Origin of the sequence: Larkinella fluvii (assembly GCF_051857545.1) — a bacterium.
Lineage (GTDB): Bacteria > Bacteroidota > Bacteroidia > Cytophagales > Spirosomataceae > Larkinella.
This window is the reverse complement of the sequence record NZ_JBPZHB010000006.1, coordinates 404318-423924: the sequence shown is the minus strand read 5'-3', so window position 1 is coordinate 423924 and position 19607 is coordinate 404318. Positions and strand designations below refer to the sequence as shown.

Sequence of the window (19607 nt, the reverse complement as noted above, 5' to 3'; positions counted from 1 at the left end):
TTTTGTTGGCTAGTACTTCCAGAGGATTATTCCACCACGCCGGTGCCTAGTTTATTGGCACCGTTGCTGACATCCAGCCAGAATCCGTTGACAAAGACGTACCGCAACTGATTGCCCCGGCGCAACACGAAGGTCGGAATCCGGCCGGTCTGAATGGGCCTGGCGGCCGAGGTGGTGGGCTGAAGCAGGTGAACCGGCGCAAGGTGCGTGGTGGCCCGCGACGGTGCGGCCAGCCGGAACGTCGTCACGCCCTTCTGTACCAGCGAATCCAGTTTGTATTTTTTCAAATCCGCCAGCGAACGCAACGTGTCCGGGTGAATCTGCCCCGGCGAAACCGTTAAACCGGTCGCGTCGATTTCCTCAATTCCGAAAAAGGTGGACAAATCGCCGAAATCGTCGATGGAACTGCGGTAGCCGAACGTGGCTGCATTGCCGACGTTCACTTCGTACCGGTTGATGCCGATATCGACCGTAACCGGTTTTCCACCCCGCATGATCTGCGCTTTCCGAATCAGCACATCGAACAAATACCGCTCGTTTTCGGGAATGGTATTGTATTCCGAACGGGATTCGGTTTTGTACGAATCCGTCGCAATGGATTGCAAAGCCGTCAGAATGGACACGTAATTCAGTTTACGAATGAATTGCTTCTCGGGATCGTTTGGATAACCGCCCGATTCGATCAGAATCAGCGTCGTGCCCCATTTCTGGATGTTATCGCCGAAGGCACGCGGCTCAAACTCGTCGGAATACCGCCCGACACCCCCCGGAATAAATTGCTGCAAGACCCGGTTCATGCCCACAATCAACTGCATCGACCGTTCGCGAACAGGATTGATGTTCCGGGCTTCGTCGTAGGCCGTTGCCAGAAACGAAATGGTGGCTTGTTTGGGCGTGTGGCCGACGCTGTAGCGGGTGCTCTGGTCGTGGAGGTTAAAACCCACTTCCGGTTTCAGCGATTGCTGTAAGCCTTTCAAAATCACCGATTCCGGCGATTGCAGCCGCAATGCATCCCGGTTTAGATCAATATCCAGGGCGTTCCGGCGTTGATACCGTTCGGCACCGTCGGGGTTCAGCATCGGCACAAAATAGAGCGTCGTTTCGGCCAGCAGCTTGGTTTTGAACTCCTCAAATTCTCCATCGGCCCGAAGCAGGTTGAAGATGTCGAAAATCGCCATCGTTGCCGACGGTTCGTCGCCGTGCATCTGCGACCACAGCAGCACTTTCCGCGGGCCATTGCCTACTTTAATCATCTGAATCGGCCGTTTCTCGACGGATTCGCCCACTTTCGTGATGTCAAACCGGCTGTCGGTTTTCAGCTTGTCGATGAGTGGTAAAATGTCGGCCTGCTTGAACCGGCGGTGGGTGAGGGCCGTATCGCGGTACGTATCGTACGTATCGAATAAGTGCCGGGAAAAGGTCAAATCCTGACTGTATGCGGTGGTCATTATGACTAAATTAAACGCAAAGATCGAAAAGGCGGTACTAGATTTCAACATCTTTGTCATTCGTTTATGCTGTGAATCCCGTAAGAAAAACCGGTTGAAACGGATTCCTGATCGTTTCTGCCAAATCTGACGCTAAAAATAGCCGGTTTTTGGCGAAAAAGCCTATTATTGTAGCATGACACCCCCCGAAACAAACCGTCCTTCCCAACTTCTCCGCCTGTTGGGCGTAGGCTTCGGCGTTGCCGTCACCATTGGTGGCACCATCGGCACCGGTATTCTCCGCCGACCCGGTACCATTGCGCAGGAGTTGGGGCAACCGTCGCTCGCGTTGCTGGTTTGGGCGCTGGTGGGTGTTTACGCGCTGATTGGCTCGCTGCAGGTGATTGAACTGGGCACCATGATTCCCAAGGCGGGGGCGTGGTATGTGTTCGCGCGCCGGGCGTTTGGTGATTACGTCGGATTTGTGATCGGGATCAGTAGCTGGCTCGGGAGCATTGCGGCCATGGCCTTTGGCGCGGCTGTGATGGGGGAGTACATTGCGCTGCTGGTGCCGCCCCTGACGGCGTATATCAAGGTAATCGCGATTGGGATTCTGCTGGCTTTCACAGCGTTTCACCTGATCGGCGTCCGACTCGCCAGCCGGGCGCAGGAGGTCATGAGTTTCATCAAGGCGGTGGGCTTACTGGCCTTTGTTGTCATTTGCTTCACATACACGCCCGACAAACCACTGCAATTTTCCGGCGACAACACCATTCCCATCGAAGGGTCGCTGCTGGTGGGTATTCTGGCGGCTTTGCAGTCGGTTTTTTATACCTACGATGGCTGGCATACGGCGGCTTATTTCACGGAAGAAGACATCAATCCCAACAAAAACCTGCCGCGTTCGATGATGATCGGCGTTTTGTTGATCATCGGAATTTATCTGCTGGTCAATCTGGCGTTGTTTCATGTGCTGCCCATCGAGCAACTGGCCAAATCCAAACTTCCGGCTGCCGACGCGGTTCAGGTTCTGTTTGGCCCCGCCAGCGCGAAAGTGGTGACATTGTTACTGATGATTTCGATTATGGGGATCATCAACGCGCAGATCATGTTCAACCCGCGGGTATTGTTTGCCATCAGCCGTGATGGGTTGTTTGCCAAAGCCTTTACCCGCGTCAATACCGGCGGAACACCCGCTCCGGCCATGTTTCTGACCGTCGCCATGTCGGTTCTGATGATTGTCACGGGAACGTACAGCAAGTTGTCGGATGTAGCCTCGTTCTTTTTTGTGCTCTGTTACGCAGCGGCTTTTGCTTCGCTGATCCGGTTGCGAAAAACCGCCCCGGAACTCCCGCGCCCGGTTCGGGCCTGGGGCTATCCACTCACGACCTGGCTGATGTTGCTGGCATCGCTGGCGTTTCTGGTGGGCGTTATTTACAGCGATCTCTACAGCAGTGCCTACGCGGTCGGGTTCATCATCCTGAGTTATCCGCTGTTTTTGCTGGTAAAGCGACTGAATCGCCCTTGATGTTGGATTCAAACTACTGCTAGAAAATGAGTCATCCCTACGGGATTTATTTCACTCAATCTGCCCTGTCTCAGCGGGTTAAAACCCACTGCTACAGTATGAATCATCCCTACGGGATTTTAGACATTCGATCTTCATGTGATTAGGCAGGTTAAAAACTTACGCTACAATATGCTTCATCCCTCCGGGATGACCTAAGGCCCAAAATCCCGGAGGGATGAAGCATATTGTAGCCTCCGGTTTGAACCGGGGTATAGAACGCGGTTGGTCTAAAATCCCGTAGGGATGATTCATAGAGTACCAACGAACGCTTACTATTGAAAGTAAATTAATCAGAGGAATGAAATAGATACCTTAGAGAATTCCCAAATGACCATGATTCAAACCCTAAAAACCCTCTTCACCAGAGATCTTCTCCGGCTGAAACGGGAAATCGAACTCTATCAGGACGAAGCGAACTTATGGATTGCCGACCGGGGCATTACCAACCCGGCCGGCAATCTGTGTCTGCATCTCGTGGGCAATTTGAATACCTACATCGGGGCGGTTTTTGGCCATACCGGTTACATCCGGCATCGTGAACTCGAGTTTTCGCTCCGTGACATTCCCCGAAGCGAACTGTTGCAGCAAGTGGATGAGACGATTCAGGTTGTTCTCGATGCCCTCGATCAGGTGCGGGAAGAGCAGCTTCAGGAGGAGTATCCTTTGCTGGTGTTTGACGAAAAAACCAGCACCGAATACCTCCTGGTTCATCTGACAACCCATTTAACGTACCACCTGGGGCAGATCAATTACCACCGTCGGCTGCTGGATGTGAAAGCGGGCTGATCACTCGTTTTTGCGAATGACCATCATGCCTTTCGTCCAGCGTACCAGTTCAGTAAGCATGGTCTGGGCCGCTTTGTGGCTTGATTCGTTGGGCTCAAATTCTTCCTGCTCGTTGATGAACTGATCGAAAAACGGAATGTTGACGGCTTCGAACAGGGGAACTACCTTTAGCGCGATCAGGTCTGATTTGAGGTGACTGGTGGCCCGGGTTCCGGCCGAAATACCGCCGTAACTGACAATACCAGCGGCTTTATAGGCCCACTCCTGCACCAGGTATTGCAGGGCATTTTTCAAGGGTGCCGGATAACTGTGATCATATTCTGCCGTCACGAAAACAAACGCATCGGCTTCGTCGATGCTGGCACTCCATTTTTTCGTGTGTTCGTGAACGTACTGCTTCAGACGCGGATGAGCGGGTTCGTCCATGAAGGGAAGCTTGATCTCGGCCAGATCCAGCACTTCGACCTTAAAACCGCCGTGTTGCCGGGCTACTTCCGAAATCCAGGCCGTAACCAATGGGCCTTTGCGGCTGGGCCGCACGGTCGAATTGATAATTTTCAGGTTGTACATGGTGATTGGTTCAATTGGATTCGCTTCGCGCGACTACAATTCCCCAATATCCTCATTCCAAACCTCCGGTTTCTGAGCGATAAACTGGTTCATCATGTCGACGCATTCCGGCAGATCGAGGTCGATGACCTCCACACCGTGTTCTTCCATGAACTCCCGCGCTCCGGGAAACGTTCGCGATTCTGCCACAATCACTTTCGGAATCTTGAACTGCACGATGGTTCCGGCGCACATGTAACACGGCATGAGCGTCGAGTAAATCACCGTATTGCGGAAGGAACCCACCCGACCGGCGTTGTTGAGGCAATCCATTTCACCATGCAGAATGGGGTTGTTTTCCTGCACCCGTTTGTTGTGACCCGATGCGACCAGCTTGCCGTCTTTCACCAGGGCCGAGCCGATAGGAATGCCGCCTTCCGAAAGGCTCTTGCGGGCCTGACGGATGGCTTCCTGCATGAATTCGTCGTTCATAAAATTCTCAGAGATTCTCCCTGGGTTAGTGATGAAACGCCTACAGCGTTTTGGGGCTTTACAGATTTAACGCCGTCGACGGTCTTTACCGGATTTCTCGGCTTTCGGACGGCTACCCGACGACGAACCGGAACGTCGTTGCGAACGAGATTCGCCCTCCGTGTTTTCCCGGCGGGTCAGGCGGCTTTTGAGCGGGGTTTTCAAGGAGCCTTTGTCATCGATCAAAAACAGATCCAGACTCCGGCGGGCCAGATTGGCTTCTTTCACCTTTACCGTTACGGCATCGCCAAACGCGAAGATTTTCTTGTTTCGTTTGCCAATCAGCCGGTAATTGTCCTTGTCGAAATCGTAGAAATCATCGCCCAGATCAGTCATGCGCACCAGCCCTTCCGCGCTGGTTTCGGTGATTTCGACAAACAGGCCAAAATCCGTTACGCCCGTAATGATCCCCTTGAACTCCTGGTCGCGGTCCATGCGGTTCATGAATTCGACCTGCTTGTATTTGATGGAAGCCCGTTCGGCTTCAACGGCCACGCGCTCACGGTCAGACGAATGCTTGCATTTGGCTTCATATTCTTCCTTGTCGACCGATTTGCCGCCGTCGAGGTAGTGCTGCAACAGCCGGTGGGCCATCATATCGGGGTAGCGACGGATGGGCGACGTAAAGTGCGAATACCGCCGGAACGAGAGACCAAAATGGCCAATGTCCTCGGTGCTGTACCGCGCTTTCGCCATCGTCCGAATGGCAAGTTGCTGCAACGCATTCTGCTCGGGTTGTCCTTCCAGGCTCTCCATCATCGTGTTGAACGACTTGGACAGCTCTTTTTCGCTATCGATCTGGAGCTTATACCCAAACCGCCCGGCAAACGTGGCAAACGTCTTCAGTTTCTCGAAATCCGGCGAATCGTGAACCCGGTAAATCATCACGTTCGGGTGTTCTCCGCGCGTTAAACCGTGTACGAATTCCGCGACCCGCTTGTTAGCCAGCAGCATAAACTCTTCGATCAGCTTGTGGGCGTCTTTCCGTACTTTCGGATAAACCGACAGCGGAACCCCATTTTCGTCCAGCTTAAACTTGACCTCAACGGTTTCGAAGTTGATGGCACCGTGCCGAAACCGGTCGTCGCGAAACTTGAAGGCGAGGTCGTTCAACAGCCGCAGTTCTTCCAGGTAATCCCCGTGACCGTGATCGACAATGTCCTGCGCTTCTTCGTAGGCAAACCGGCGGTCGGAGTGAATTACCGTTCGCCCAAACCATTCTTTTTTGATTTTGGCGTCGGGCGTCAGTTCAAATACCGCCGAAAACGTCAGTTTATCTTCATTCGGCCGCAGCGAACACAGGTTATTCGACAGCTTTTCGGGCAACATTGGCACTACGCGGTCCACCAGATACACCGACGTTCCGCGTTTGAAGGCTTCGTCTTCCAGAGCCGTACCCGGCTGAATGTAGTGGGTTACGTCGGCGATGTGAACCCCGATTTCGTAATTGCCATTGTCCAGCATCTGAATGGAGAGCGCATCATCGAAATCTTTGGCGTCGTCGGGGTCAATCGTAAACGTCGTAATGCCGCGCATGTCGCGCCGTTTGGTGATTTCTTTCTTCGGAATTTTCTCCGAAATTCCTTTCGACTCCTTTTCTACCGCATCCGGAAAATCCACGGGCAAACCGAATTCGGCCAGAATCGCGTGCATTTCGGTGTTGTTCTGCCCGGCGGGTCCCAACACGGAGATGACTTCGCCCTCGGGCCGGTGGCGGCTGTCGGGAAAACGCGTGAGACGAACAATGACTTTGTCGCCATCTTTCGCGTCGCTCAGTTTATCTTTCGGAATATAAACTTCTTCGTAAATCTTCTTGCTGTCGGGAATCACCTGCCCGTAGTTCGGCCAGGTCGAAATCCGGCCAACCAGTTCAGAACGACCGCGTTCCACAATGCTGACGACTTTCCCTTCAATCCGGCGGCTCCGGGTTTGCGAACCGCGCGAAAAACCGCCGGAATTGGACGATCCGCTCAGTCGCACCACTTTCACTTTGTCGCCGTCGATGGCCCCGTTCAGGTCGTCGGTGCTGACGTAAATGTCATTGTCGCGGTCGCCACTGCCGGTGCTGACGAAGGCAAACCGGGGGTTCACGTGGTCGACGGTACCTTCGGTGGTTCGGTCGGTTTCGTTAAACTGGTAGGTGCCGTCGGGATGGCGGGTCAACTGGCCTTCGTCGGCGAGTTCGCCCAGCAAGCCGTGGGCGATAAATTTCGTTTTCCGGTCAACGATGTCGAAGTTGTCGAGGACATCGTTCTGGGAAAAAGAATCTTTGCTATTTATTTCAAAAAAAGCCGCAATGTCGTTCTTCATTTCGTCCAGAAATGAGTCGGCCGACGGAACCGGGCGGTTCTGCGGGCTTCTGCGGCTGTGTTGTTCTCGTGGTTTACTTCGGTTATTTCTCATGTTTTTTATAGACAAAAGAGATAAGACATGAGATAAAAGACGATGACTGGAAGTCTTTTGTCTCTATTCTATTGTCCATCTTCTAATTTACTCTAAGCGCGTGATGTGTTGGTCTTTCACCAACGGGGCGCCTAGTAAGCGCAGATACACCTGCACCAGCGTCACAATGGACGAACGGGCGTATTCGCGCACTTTGGCCATTCCCTGCTTCTGGTAATAGACTAAACTGGTTTGGTCACCGGTCAGTTCGAGCGGTTTGATAGGCAGGTTCAGAACGGCCGCCAGCAGATCGAGCGGGACGAAGTGGCGACTATCGCCAAACCGCCACATTTCCAGCACATCCTGGTGCGGAATGTCCCACGGTTTCCGCCCCGACAGCCGGAGTGTGGCCGGCAGTTGGTGCTGATGAACCAGCATCCGGCGGCACAGGTAAGGATAGTCAAATTCCTTGCCATTATGAGCGCAGAGAACCAATTCGCTGGGCGGGTATTTTTCGATGATGTTGATAAACTCGCCGAGCAAGGCCTCTTCGTCATCGTTGGCCAGCGTTTTCACTTTCAGGAATATGTTCTCTTCTTCATCCCAGTATAAACCGCCGATGCCGATGCAGACGATTTTGCCGTATTCGGCGTAATACGAAGCCCGGTTGTCGTACCATTTCGCGACCGACCAGTGTTCTTCGTTCTGGAAATAGCTGATTTTCTGGCTCCACTGCTGCCGGATTCGCTCGTCCAGTTCATCGTAGGAAGGCGCTCCGGCAACGGTTTTGATGTCGATAAACAACAGGTTTTTAAGGCGTTTTTTCCAGGATACGGGCATGGCAATGGAATAGCAAAAAAACGGAATGACCAGGTTCAGGCGTGCAGAATTCCTTCCAGTCCCAATTCACTGATCATGATCAGGTTCTGTTCGGTAATGCTGTCGGGCACGAAGATAAACTTTTTGTCAAAAATCTGGTCGCCAATGTAATAGCTAACCCAATATTGGTTGTTCAGGTGAAACACATCCGGCATGATGGTTTCAACGGCAACGTACTCATTTGGCTGAAGTTCAGCAAAATAATGCCGCAACGTAGACGTCGTTTGCTGCTCTTTTTGGGTTTCATCCAGAAAACCGTATCCTTTCGACGTCACAAAAACGTTCCGGATCATCGCGTCATTCTGATTGATCAAATACACCTGCCAGTCATACTGATCCAGTTCCGTCGGTTTCCGTGCAATGACGACTTGTACTCCTTCAACGGGTAAAAACGAAATATCTCTCTTCATTCTAACGAATTAACTCCATTTCAAATAAATCCGCCAGATGTTGGCTGACGTGTTCCATCACGTCCGAAACCGGAACCTCCCGGCCCAGTTCAGCCTGCATCGACGTAACGGCCTTGTCGGCAATGCCGCAGGGCACAATATGATTAAAATAACCCAAATCCGTATTGACATTCAACGCAAATCCGTGCATCGTTACCCAACGGCTCGCTTTGACGCCCATCGCACAGATTTTCCGGACGGTTCCATTCCGGCGGTTTTCTTCCGATTCATACCCCAGCCAAACCCCCGTCAACCCGTCGATTCGGCCCGCATTCAGGCCGTAATCCGCCAGCGTTCGGATGATGGCTTCTTCCAGCAAGCGCATGTAGCGGTGAATGTCCGTAAAGAAATTATCCAGATCCAGAATCGGGTAGCCCACCAACTGGCCCGGCCCGTGGTAGGTGATGTCACCTCCCCGGTTTATTTTATGATAGGTGGCCCCGATGCTTTCCAGAAACGCAGCGTTCGCGAGCAGATGATCTTCCTTTCCGCTTTTCCCCAGCGTATACACATGGGGGTGCTGGCAGAATAATAGATAATTGGACGTCAAACGTTGGTGGTCGGCGGGCTGGCTGCGGTTGGCGATTTTGGCCGCGACGATCTCCGCCAATAACCGCTCCTGGTAATCCCAGCCAGCCTGGTAATCAAGAAGGCCCAGATCCTGAATTCGTACCTTTTTATTGCAATGACTATTCATTTTTATGTAATCAGTATAGAAAAAACACCAAAGTGGGCCGGTTTCGTTCGTATCCATTCAATCGGTTTTCCGTCTAAGTAGTAAAAACGATCGATGGCGCAGCACAATGACACCGGCAAACAGGGCGAAGACGAGGCCGTTCGCTACCTCCAACAGAAAGGCTACCAGATTCTGGAACGCAATTACCGCCACCAACACGCCGAAATCGACCTGATTGCTCAGAAAGGCAAGATGGTCATTTTTGTGGAGGTAAAAACGCGGACCAGCACCCGTTTCGGCCACCCGGAAGAGTTTGTGAACTCTGCCAAAGCGCGGCTGGTCATGAAAGCGGCTGAGCATTATATTTTCGCGAAAGATTGGCAACACGACGTCCGTTTCGACATTGTTGCCGTTACGGTGACGCCGGAAGAGGTAAACGTAAAACACATCGAAGATGCCTTTTACTAATTTTGTTTCCCACAAAAAAAAGGGTAGTTTCGGGAACCGAATTTACTAATTTAGTCAGAAAAATAGTATGCGGTTCCTTGCGTTGCTGCTGGCACTGACCATCAGCACAGCTTATTGTTTTCCGGGCCATCCGAAAAAAGCGACGTATCGCCCCCGGATGTATACGGTCGAGCAGTTGCGGAGCGACTTTGCGGTACTGCGGAAGACGCTGGAAGAGCGCCATCCGAGCTTATACCGGTATGCCCCGCGCGAGGAGATGAACCAAAAATTCGAGGCCGTGGCCCGGCAACTCTACCGCCCGATGTCTGAAGTGGAGTTTCGCGAGTTGCTACGCCCGCTGATTGTCCAGATTCGCTGTGGCCACACCGATGTGCAGGAATCGCTTTATTCCAGCCGGAAAGGACAAAAACCGCAACCCGAATGGCTCCCTTTCGATATTATTCTGCAAAATGACCGGATGTTTATTGGCCGGAATCGAAGTACGGATTCCTCGCTGGTTTGCGGTACGGAAGTGCTCAAAATGGGTGGTCATCCGGTCAAAGAAATTATTCAGGCCGCCCGGGATCGATGGCCGTCAGACGGCTATAATCAGACTTTCAAGAATTATTTTCTGGAATTGTACCACCTGGAAGAAACCTACTGGCGGCACTTCGACGGCCATTCGCCCTGGACGCTGACCGTGCGGGACACCACGAGTTCTGAGCGCATCACCACCGTTCGTCGCCGTCCGGCCAGTACGGGTACTATTCCAACGACGCCAAGCCCGGCGACCGTCAAGCGAAGCCGGAAAAACCGCTCTAAAACGGAAGCCTCTTTTTTCGATGAAGATGCAAAATTGCAACTCATGCGCTCGCTGCATTTTCTGAACGGCGATTCAACGGCGGCTATGCTCATCATCAACAGTTTTGGCTACGATCACTACGGGTCCTATCACCGGGAGGTGTTTGAAACGCTGGAAAAACTGAAAGTGCAGGATCTGGTGATCGACTTACGGCAGAATACCGGTGGGAATGCTGAAATCGGCTCGGATCTGATGTCGTACCTGATGAAGTCGGATTTCCGGCAGGTCGACCGGGCCGAAAGCCGCGTCCGTCGGCCTAATTCCTGTTCGTATTTCGACCGGAAAGAGAAGCGGCTGTTGCGGCAGAATTTCCGCTACATGAAATCGGACGGTGGCCGCTACCAGTTTGGCAAATCCAACGTCGGTTGGAACAAACCGGCTTCCGATCATCGGTTTAGCGGAAAAGTGTATATTCTCACCAGTGGCCGGACCTTCTCTGCAGCTTCCATTTTCACCGCCAGCCTGAAAGCGCAGCGGCCCGTTACCATCATCGGGCAGGAAACCGGTGGGGGCGAAGCGGGCTGCAACGGCGGCATTATTCAAACCCTGACCTTGCCCGAAAGTCGGCTCCGAGTGCGGTTTCCGGTTTTCTGGATTGCCACCGCCAGCCGGAATCCCGACCAGGGGCGCGGTGTAATGCCCGACTATCCCATTGACTACACCGTTACGGATCGGATCAAACAGCGCGACCGGGATTTGGAAAAAGCCCTGGAACTGATTCAGGATGGAAAGCGGAAAATGACGGTGCGGTAAGGTAGGTCCCAACAATCTTTTCAGGGTTGACTAACCCCGGATTATATACACGAAAAGCGGACCGATCTTTCCAGACCGGTCCGCTTTGTATGGATAGTCGATAACCGCTTAAGCCGCAATAACCGCTTCGGCCAGTACGAGTACCTTATTATTCAGCACTTCCACCACGCCACCATCGACGGTAAACGTCTGGGTGCCGGAGCTGGTAGCCACCGTAACCGGTCCCCGCGCCAGTGTGCTGACGATGGGAGCGTGGTCGTTCAAAACCTGAAACTGACCCTCCGTACCCGGAAAAGTAACGGCTGTAGCCTCACCGGTAAAGACCTTCTTATCGGGTGTAATGATTTCGAGTTGCATTTTTTTTACTTAAGATGAAAGATTGTAGACATGAGACAAAAGACAACCGTTACAACTGTGTCTCTTGTCTCACCTCTCTTGTCTTTTGATCTACTATTATTTGCCCGCTTCCTTCAACAGACGCTCACCTTTGGCGGCTGCGTCGTCGATGGTTCCAACGAGGTTGAAGGCTGCTTCGGGCAGGTGATCCCACTTGCCGTCGATGATTTCGTTGAAGCCCCGAATGGTTTCTTCGATCGGAACCAGAACGCCTTTCAAACCGGTGAACTGCTCGGCCACGAAGAACGGCTGCGACAGGAAGCGTTGCACCCGACGGGCGCGGTTTACCGTCTGCTTATCTTCTTCCGAAAGTTCTTCCATACCGAGGATGGCGATGATATCCTGCAATTCTTTGTAGCGTTGCAGAATCTCCTTCACGCGCTGAGCGGTATTGTAATGCTCATCACCCAGGATTTCGGCGGTCAGAATCCGGGAGGTTGAATCCAGCGGATCCACCGCCGGGTAAATACCTAACTCGGAAATTTTCCGACTCAATACCGTCGTGGCATCCAAGTGGGCAAAGGTCGTGGCCGGTGCCGGGTCAGTCAAGTCATCGGCAGGTACGTAAACCGCTTGTACCGAGGTGATTGAGCCGCGTTTGGTCGACGTAATCCGCTCTTGCATGGTTCCCATTTCGGTCGCCAGCGTGGGTTGGTACCCTACCGCCGAAGGCATCCGACCCAAGAGAGCCGATACTTCCGAACCGGCCTGCGTAAACCGGAAAATGTTATCGATAAAGAACAGAATGTCACGGCCTTGTCCGGTTCCGTCACCATCGCGGAAGTGTTCCGCAATGGTCAGACCTGACAGGGCAACACGGGCGCGGGCTCCGGGAGGTTCGTTCATCTGACCGAAAATGAAGGTAGCCTGGCTTTCCTTCAATTCTTCCGGATCAACTTTCGACAAATCCCAGCCGCCTTCTTCCATGGAGTGCTTGAAGTTGTCGCCGTATTTGATAATACCGGCTTCGATCATTTCGCGCAGCAGGTCATTCCCTTCACGGGTCCGTTCTCCCACACCGGCAAATACCGAAAGACCAGCGTATGCTTTGGCAATGTTGTTGATCAATTCCTGAATCAATACGGTTTTTCCTACCCCGGCACCACCGAACAGACCGATTTTACCACCTTTGGCGTAGGGTTCGAGCAGGTCGATAACCTTGATCCCGGTGAAAAGTACTTCGGTCGACGTGGCGAGGTCCTCAAACTTCGGAGCGTTCCGGTGAATGGGCAAACCGCCGGTGCTTTTCGGCTGGGGAATCCCATCAATGGCCGTACCCACGACGTTGAACAACCGTCCGCGAATTCCGTCGCCAGTCGGCATGGTAATCTGAGTGCCCAGGTGGACCACGGTCATCCCGCGCTCCAGTCCTTCGGTGGCATCCATCGAAATCGTCCGGACGCGGTCTTCACCGAGGTGCTGCTGGGTCTCCAATATAACTTTTTGGCCATTGGCTTTTGTGACTTCCAGAGCATCCAGAATCGACGGTAGCCGCGACCCTTCGCCCTCAAAACTCACGTCAACAACCGGGCCGATCACCTGCGTGATTTTACCCGTATTCGTTGCTGTTGCAGTTGTCATGCTATGAAGTTGAGAAATTTTAATAGGAAAAGCGTACTCAATGCGACCGCAAAATTAGATGATAATTTGCTTAAACCCAAGTTGCCTTTTAATCTATTTTTAAGATTTACAAGACGAAATCGTTTTTGTTCCAGTTAGTTCGCTGATAATAACCCGAATCCTGCGGTTTGCACAAAACAAAGATTTCAGCCGGAATCCGTCTTATTTGTATGTAAACAGGTTAAGCGGCTCGTCTTCGGACCGTTGAAGAGGAATTGATCCGCCTGGCTACGGCGTGCTAAAAATAAATGGATTTGTCGGATCAAACCCGGAAACACGCACTAACTCATCCGCCCCAGCGTTGCTATGGATAGTTTAACCGGCAAAGTTTTTGAAACTTGCCGGTTCGTTTTTGATCCTATGCTTTTTTTCTGGAAAAACTGGAATACCGCCCATCGAATCGCCTACTGGGCGGGTTTATTGCTATTCGTTACGGCCATCACGGGCATGATCTGGGCCTGGATGAAAGGTTTGCAAAACGTCGTTCGCTGGGATGTGCTGAGCGAGCTGACGGAATTGCCGACGTCCATCGGCACCTTTACCGATGGTTTGTTTGATTACTCCGTTGCGGGTAAAGCCTATGTCGTTACGGAACAGTTCGTTGCGTCGGCCATGCAGGTGAATGTGGTGGCCGCCAAGCTGGTTACGCTGGGCATTTGCCTGGGGCTGGCATTCATTCTGTCGGCGGTCACGCGGCTGCAACGCTGGCCGTATCTGATCGCCATGGGCGTGTTGATTGTGCTTGTGGCTACGTTCCGGCTCGAAGTGCTGCAACTGCCCGGTTTTTTAGGAACGGCTTTCGGAGGGCGGTTGCCGTTTGTGCTCGTGGTGCTGGCGCTCGGTCTGGTCAGCTATTATTTCCATGCGTTCAAATCTTACGTTTCGCTGCCCGTACGTCTCGCGGTTTTCGCGGGCATGTTCGTGCCGGGCTGGCTGGTGGTCGACCGGCTGGCCGGGCAACCCTTACCAGCATCGGCTTTTGTGGGCTATGCGCTGCCGGGTTTGCTGGTGATCTCGCTGGGATTCATTTTCTGGATTTCGACGGAGAGTATTGCGGCTCTGGTCTACCTGACCTCGGTGACCCGAAACAACCGCAACGACCGATCGGGACGTCCGCTGGGTATGAACAATTTCCTGTTGATCAGTTTGTTGTATCTCGTCAACCTGCTGTTGATCTGGCTGAGTAACACCAAAGTGATTGCCTGGAATCCGGTGGTCATCAGTCCGTTTGTTTTGTTTGTGGTTTCGCTGGTGCTGGGCATCTGGGGATTTCGGCAGCAATTGCGCCAGAATGAAGCCTTCCTGTCGTTTCGCGATGGCGGGGCGTTTTTGTACCTCGGTCTGGCCCTCATCACGGTTATGACCATCACCTACGCCTTTGCCTCGGCCAACGATCCGCTGGTGGAGGCTCTGGAAGACATGATTGTGTATACCCACCTGGCTGGCGGATTGTTATTTGTCGTTTACGTGTTTTTTAATTTTCTGCCGATCTACCGCCAAGGCCTGCCGGTTTACAAGGTGTTGTACAAACCGACTCAGCTTTCGTTGCAGCAAACCCGCTTGATTGCCGCTGTGCTGACGGTTCTGATTGGGGCCTACCAAAGTTTCTTCACCTTCAAGCAGGCCACCGCCGGGTATTTCAATACCGTGGGTGATTTTCATGCCGCTACGGGCGAACTGCGCGTGGCGGAGCAATATTATACCCTCGCGTTAGCCAGTGAATTCCAAAACCATAAATCCAATTACGCCCTGGCATCGCTGGCCCTGACGCAGGGCGACAAGGTCACGGCGGCTTATTATTTCAATCAGGCGTTGTTGAAACAGCCCTCACCCCAGGCCTATGTGGGGCTGACGTCGGTGTTGCTGGGTGATAATCTGTTGTTTGAAGCAATCAAAATGCTGCAACGGGGCATTCGTGCTTTCCCCAAAAACGGCGAATTGCAAAATAACCTCGGCTACCTCTACGCCCGGACCAGCGTGGCCGATTCGGCCTACTATTATCTGGCGGCTTCGACCGGCAACACCGCTCGCGAAGAGGTTCCGCAAACCAATCTGCTGGCGTTCTGGGCGCGTAATCCACGGCTGGTTTCGCTCGATTCGCTGGCGTATGCTGCCGAACCAAGCACGTATGAATCGTATGAAGCCAACCGGGCCGCGTTGTCTTTTTTCCGGAATACCGCCGACAGCGTGGGCGTTCCGCGTCCGGCCTGGCTCAACGAACCGCACACGGAAGAAGGACTGAATGTGTCCCGGTTTGCCCGTTTGTATAATTATGCCGTTCAAAACCGGCGTGCCGACACGACTTTGCTCACGGTTCTGAGACGGACGGGCGAGAATCCGACGAATCAGGATTTTACGGACGATTTGCTCTTCGCCCAATCGGCGGCCCAGTATTATACCGGCAACAAACGCATCGCTTTTGAAATTACCGAGCAACTGGCCCGCGATAACCAGCAAAACGGGGCATTTTATAACTTCATCTCGGGGCTTTGGATGATGGAACAGGGCCTGAACCGGAAGGCTGCCGATATCCTGGCGCAAAATGCCGACACGCTTTCGATGTATTATCAAGCCCTGGCGCTGACCAAATCCGGCGATCCGCTCATGGCCCGGCCGCTTTGGGAAATTGCCGGGCAGAACGATTCTGGTGTGCGGAGTCTGGCGGAGGTTTTATACGGCAAAAAACAACCGTCGTCCGATCTGGAAAAAGCCTTTGTGCTGTTGTATGACCCGCTGATTGATCAAATGGGGCCGCAACTGGCGTTGTACCGATCCATGCGGGATGATAACCTGAAAACGATTGTTGCGTCGACGCTGGTTACCCGGTATTTGGGCTTGAAACAGGTACCGGTTGCCCAAAGCTGGTACGAACAAATCCCGCAGGAAGCGAAACTGAATGCGTATACCGGCTCCGCGATGACCATCGCCTACCTGCGGCTGCGGAACGCGAAAGGGCAGTATGAGCAGACCATTACGGATGCCCGGCAATCCGTTGTAGCGGCTTTTCAGGCGGAGAAGGATTTAGTATTGGCACAGGCTTATCAGGCTAAAAAACAGCCTAAAGAAGCACGCCGGTTGTATGAAGACGCGCTTTGGCGGGCACCGTTTCATGCCGAACTGGTGGCGGCTGCAGCCGGTTTTGAGCGGGACAATGGCCAATCCGAAAAAGCCTATAATCGCGTACTCGAAGCCTTGCCCCTGAACGAGCGGAATCCGGCCCTGCTGAAACTTTATGCCCTGCTTTGCCTCGATCTGGGCCTGGCCGATTATGCCGAAGAGAGTCTGGCGCGGTTGCGGGCGGCCACGTCGCCTGCCGATTATCAGGCATTTCTGGTAAGCTATCAGGCGAAACGCGCGTTGATTGAAAAACAGCGGGAGGCATTTCAATAAATTGAGTAAGTTTAAGAGGTGGTTTCTACTCCCCTCTCTTATGGAAAAGCAACTTCACTGGGTTAAAGCAGCGTTCAGCCGGAGCGTGGTGATCATGAAAGGTGATGAAGTCGTTGGGGGCATGCACCGCGACCTGTTGGTGCGGGATGTCGATGCACACCTGAACGGCGTTCACATCTTTTTCGACGTTGCAGGGTTTCTGGTTCACTCGGTCAATATCCACGATAAAACTGCCGGTGATCAAATCATTGGCCGGATTGATTTTGAAGGCTTCAATGGCGCGGTTGTTCAGTTGGAAACTGGTGAAAAATACACTTGGCAGCGTGAAAATTTCATGATGCACGAATGGAGTCTCGTCGCCGATAAGCCGGAATCAAAAACCGCTCAGGAGATCATTCATTACGACCGCACCCGGATGTTTCTGGCCGATGAAGGCACCATCGAGTTGGTGACCGACTTGCCGAACGCCGAAATGCTGATCCTGACGGGCTTGTTTGTCCGAAATTTTTTTCTGCGTAAACGCAAAATTGCCGCCACCTAGTCACCGTAGTCATGCGGTTTTCGTATGGCGTTGACGCTTCTAACTGATCATGAGCAAAAATATTATTGAAACCAACGAGATCTCAAAACGGTACGTGATGGGCAGCGAAGTCATCGAAGCGTTGAAATCGGTGACCATTACGATCAAAAAAGGCGAATACGTGGCGTTTATGGGGCCGTCGGGTTCGGGAAAATCGACGCTGATGAACATCGTCGGTTGCCTGGATACGCCCACATCCGGTACCTATATCCTGAATGGCCTGGACGTCAGCAATATGAGTGAAAACGCGCTGGCCGAAGTCCGGAACAAGGAAATTGGGTTCGTGTTTCAAACCTTCAACCTGCTGCCACGCCAAACTTCGCTGGAAAACGTAGCCTTGCCCCTGATTTACGCAGGTTTTAACAAAGCCGACCGCACGGAAAAAGCCATGCAGGCCCTAAAGAACGTCGGGCTGGAACACCGGGCGGGGCACCGTCCCAACGAGCTTTCCGGTGGGCAGCGGCAACGCGTAGCCGTGGCACGGGCATTGGTGAACGATCCCAGTATTCTGCTGGCGGATGAGCCGACGGGTAACCTCGACAGCAAGACGTCGTACGAAATCATGGATCTGTTCGATCAGATTCACAGTAAGGGCAACACGGTTATTATGGTGACACACGAAGAAGACATTGCCGAATACGCCCACCGGATTGTCCGGCTCCGGGATGGCCTGATCGAAACTGACCTCATGAACGCTAACATCCGCAAAGCCAGAGCGTTCATTCAGACGGCCGAAGAAGAACATTGACCGGGCAGCTCATCTCTGATTCGGCGTTTCGTGGAAGCCTAAAAAATGTTAAAATCCATTCAATCTATCTTAAAAACGGTTAGTTTGCGTTCGGATGATAGCAAAGGTTTCCACAGGGTATGAAAAACTCACTACTTTTCTTTCTGTTTTCGGTATTAACAGCAGCGGTCGGCAGCGCTCAGGACATCCGAAGCGGTTCGGTAGTCGATAAGAATAGCCAGAAACCGATCGTGTCGGCCACCGTACAAAACACGTCGCTTCGTCGGGCCACCCTCAGCAACGAAGCCGGTCATTTTCGGATCACGGCTTCCCCCAACGACACCCTACTGATTTCCTGCATTGGTTATAAAACCGTCCAGCTCGCCGTTCCGCCCACGGAGCAGGAATTGGTGATTGAGATGGTTCAGGATGTGAAAATGCTGAACGAAGTCGTCATCAAAGGCTGGACCGAAAGCCGATTCAAGCAGGAATTCATGAAGCTGAACATTGCCGAAAAACCGCTCATCGAAATCAAAACACCGCCGGAACTCGTCGGCATCTCCATGGGGAATATCGGTCGAATGGGCTACGACTACGCGACTCTGGCCCCCAAAATGACGCTGAAAGGACCGGTTTCTGCGCTATACGGCAAGTTCAGCAAAGAAGCCAAAAACGAGCGAAAATTACAGCAGTTTACACAGGCCGAGCAAAACAAGAAACGCTACCAGTCGCGGCTGGACCCCATCTGGATTTCGCGCATCACGGAGCTGAAAGAGGAGCGGCTAACGGCTTTTATGCAATTCTGCAAACTTCCTGAAAAATTCGTTCTGGAATCGACCGAATATGACCTGATCGTCGCGATTCGCGGTTGCCTAAAGGATTTTCTGGTGCAGGAAAAAGGATAGGTGTCTCTACCGCCGACCGACTGCGGGTACTTCTTGTCAACAAATTGCTTTTTTACGGGTTGTAAGTTTTAGAGCTTTCGCCCCTAAATCCCCTAAAGGGGACTTGGACGCGAAACCCTCCAGATGCTAAAAGTCCCCTTTAGGGGATTTAGGGGCGAAAGCTCCAAGTTTATTTACCTGTGAATCAACAGCAAGACGATGAAAGCCCGGCTGGTTATTGAGGTAAACCGAAAACCGCATACGGTGGAGGTCGATCCAAATACGCCCCTGTTGTACGTATTGCGGAATAATCTCGAACTGAACGGCCCCAAATACGGCTGCGGTCTGGAACAGTGTGGTGCCTGTATGGTGCTGCTCGACGGAAAAGCGACGCCCAGTTGCCTGTTACCGGTCGGAACAATCAATAAACAATCCATCGTCACTTTAGAAGGACTAACCCAACCGAACGGATCCTTAAGTCCGGTACAACGGGCATTTGTGGAGCAGCAAGCCGCGCAGTGTGGCTATTGCCTCAATGGCATGGTGATCTCGGCCACGGCGTTGCTGGCTGAAAATAAACAGCCCGACGATACCGCCATTCGCCAGGGTATGGAGCGGGTTTTGTGCCGGTGTGGAACGCAGTCGCGGATTATCCGGGCCATTCGGCAAGCGGCCAAAGAAGCCAATCCGTAACGTTTA

Annotated in this window: 18 protein-coding genes; 9 read left to right on the top strand and 9 right to left on the bottom strand. The window is 52.7% G+C overall.

What is annotated here, in order from left to right; all coding sequences use genetic code 11:
- Positions 1-26 precede the first annotated feature (26 nt).
- On the bottom strand, positions 27-1448 hold the full coding sequence (locus tag ACS5NO_RS18025) for a M14 family metallopeptidase (protein WP_439416450.1): 1422 nt from the start codon (positions 1446-1448) through the stop codon (positions 27-29).
- A gap of 175 nt (positions 1449-1623) precedes the next feature.
- On the opposite strand from ACS5NO_RS18025, the gene ACS5NO_RS18020 reads away from it, so the two are divergent.
- Both ACS5NO_RS18020 and ACS5NO_RS18015 read left to right on the top strand, forming a co-directional pair.
- Positions 1624-2955 carry an APC family permease gene (locus ACS5NO_RS18020; RefSeq protein WP_439416449.1) on the top strand — a complete coding sequence of 444 codons (1332 nt, stop codon included), beginning with the start codon at positions 1624-1626 and terminating at the stop codon, positions 2953-2955.
- Between the two features lie 375 nt (positions 2956-3330).
- Positions 3331-3783 carry a DinB family protein gene (locus tag ACS5NO_RS18015; RefSeq protein ID WP_439416448.1) on the top strand — a complete coding sequence of 151 codons (453 nt, stop codon included), beginning with the start codon at positions 3331-3333 and terminating at the stop codon, positions 3781-3783.
- On the opposite strand, the gene ACS5NO_RS18010 is transcribed toward ACS5NO_RS18015, so the two are convergent.
- The 6 genes from ACS5NO_RS18010 to lipB all read right to left on the bottom strand — a co-directional run bounded on the left by ACS5NO_RS18010 (position 3784) and on the right by lipB (position 9270).
- A complete protein-coding gene (locus ACS5NO_RS18010; RefSeq protein WP_439416447.1) occupies positions 3784-4353 on the bottom strand; it encodes an NADPH-dependent FMN reductase in 570 nt (189 codons plus the stop codon). It abuts the gene before it with no gap.
- 33 nt (positions 4354-4386) lie between these two features.
- Complete coding sequence (locus ACS5NO_RS18005; protein WP_114408640.1) at positions 4387-4824, bottom strand: nucleoside deaminase; 438 nt, start codon at positions 4822-4824, stop codon at positions 4387-4389.
- A 66-nt stretch (positions 4825-4890) separates the two neighbouring features.
- A complete protein-coding gene (rnr, locus tag ACS5NO_RS18000) occupies positions 4891-7266 on the bottom strand; it encodes a ribonuclease R (protein ID WP_439416446.1) in 2376 nt (791 codons plus the stop codon).
- Positions 7267-7353: 87 nt separating this feature from the next.
- Complete coding sequence (locus ACS5NO_RS17995; RefSeq protein WP_439416445.1) at positions 7354-8085, bottom strand: 3'-5' exonuclease; 732 nt, start codon at positions 8083-8085, stop codon at positions 7354-7356.
- Between the two features lie 35 nt (positions 8086-8120).
- Positions 8121-8534, bottom strand: a complete 414-nt coding sequence (locus ACS5NO_RS17990; RefSeq protein ID WP_439416444.1) for a hypothetical protein — start codon at positions 8532-8534, stop codon at positions 8121-8123.
- 1 nt (position 8535) lies between these two features.
- Complete coding sequence (gene lipB / locus ACS5NO_RS17985) at positions 8536-9270, bottom strand: lipoyl(octanoyl) transferase LipB (RefSeq protein ID WP_439416443.1); 735 nt, start codon at positions 9268-9270, stop codon at positions 8536-8538.
- Between the two features lie 93 nt (positions 9271-9363).
- On the opposite strand from lipB, the gene ACS5NO_RS17980 reads away from it, so the two are divergent.
- Positions 9364-9717: a YraN family protein gene (locus ACS5NO_RS17980; RefSeq protein WP_114408644.1), complete on the top strand. Its 354-nt coding sequence runs from the start codon at positions 9364-9366 to the stop codon at positions 9715-9717.
- 67 nt (positions 9718-9784) lie between these two features.
- The gene (locus ACS5NO_RS17975) at positions 9785-11311 is read left to right on the top strand and encodes a S41 family peptidase (RefSeq protein ID WP_439416442.1); all 1527 of its coding nucleotides are present in this window, start codon (positions 9785-9787) and stop codon (positions 11309-11311) included.
- A 108-nt stretch (positions 11312-11419) separates the two neighbouring features.
- Here the strand turns inward: ACS5NO_RS17975 and atpC are convergent, their stop codons facing one another.
- Complete coding sequence (gene atpC, locus ACS5NO_RS17970; protein WP_114408647.1) at positions 11420-11668, bottom strand: ATP synthase F1 subunit epsilon; 249 nt, start codon at positions 11666-11668, stop codon at positions 11420-11422.
- Between the two features lie 96 nt (positions 11669-11764).
- On the bottom strand, positions 11765-13288 hold the full coding sequence (atpD, locus tag ACS5NO_RS17965; protein ID WP_150877976.1) for a F0F1 ATP synthase subunit beta: 1524 nt from the start codon (positions 13286-13288) through the stop codon (positions 11765-11767).
- A gap of 399 nt (positions 13289-13687) precedes the next feature.
- Between atpD and ACS5NO_RS17960 the strand changes: the two genes are divergently transcribed.
- The 5 genes from ACS5NO_RS17960 (at position 13688) to ACS5NO_RS17940 (ending at position 19601) form a co-directional block, all read left to right on the top strand.
- On the top strand, positions 13688-16717 hold the full coding sequence (locus tag ACS5NO_RS17960; protein WP_439416441.1) for a tetratricopeptide repeat protein: 3030 nt from the start codon (positions 13688-13690) through the stop codon (positions 16715-16717).
- A 40-nt stretch (positions 16718-16757) separates the two neighbouring features.
- Complete coding sequence (locus ACS5NO_RS17955) at positions 16758-17258, top strand: hypothetical protein (protein ID WP_138992593.1); 501 nt, start codon at positions 16758-16760, stop codon at positions 17256-17258.
- 49 nt (positions 17259-17307) lie between these two features.
- Positions 17308-18045 (top strand): ABC transporter ATP-binding protein, encoded by a 738-nt coding sequence (locus tag ACS5NO_RS17950; protein ID WP_114408651.1) that lies wholly within the window; start codon positions 17308-17310, stop codon positions 18043-18045.
- A gap of 119 nt (positions 18046-18164) precedes the next feature.
- On the top strand, positions 18165-18929 hold the full coding sequence (locus tag ACS5NO_RS17945; RefSeq protein WP_439416440.1) for a carboxypeptidase-like regulatory domain-containing protein: 765 nt from the start codon (positions 18165-18167) through the stop codon (positions 18927-18929).
- A 198-nt stretch (positions 18930-19127) separates the two neighbouring features.
- Complete coding sequence (locus ACS5NO_RS17940; protein WP_439416439.1) at positions 19128-19601, top strand: (2Fe-2S)-binding protein; 474 nt, start codon at positions 19128-19130, stop codon at positions 19599-19601.
- The last annotated feature ends 6 nt before the right edge of the window (positions 19602-19607 follow it).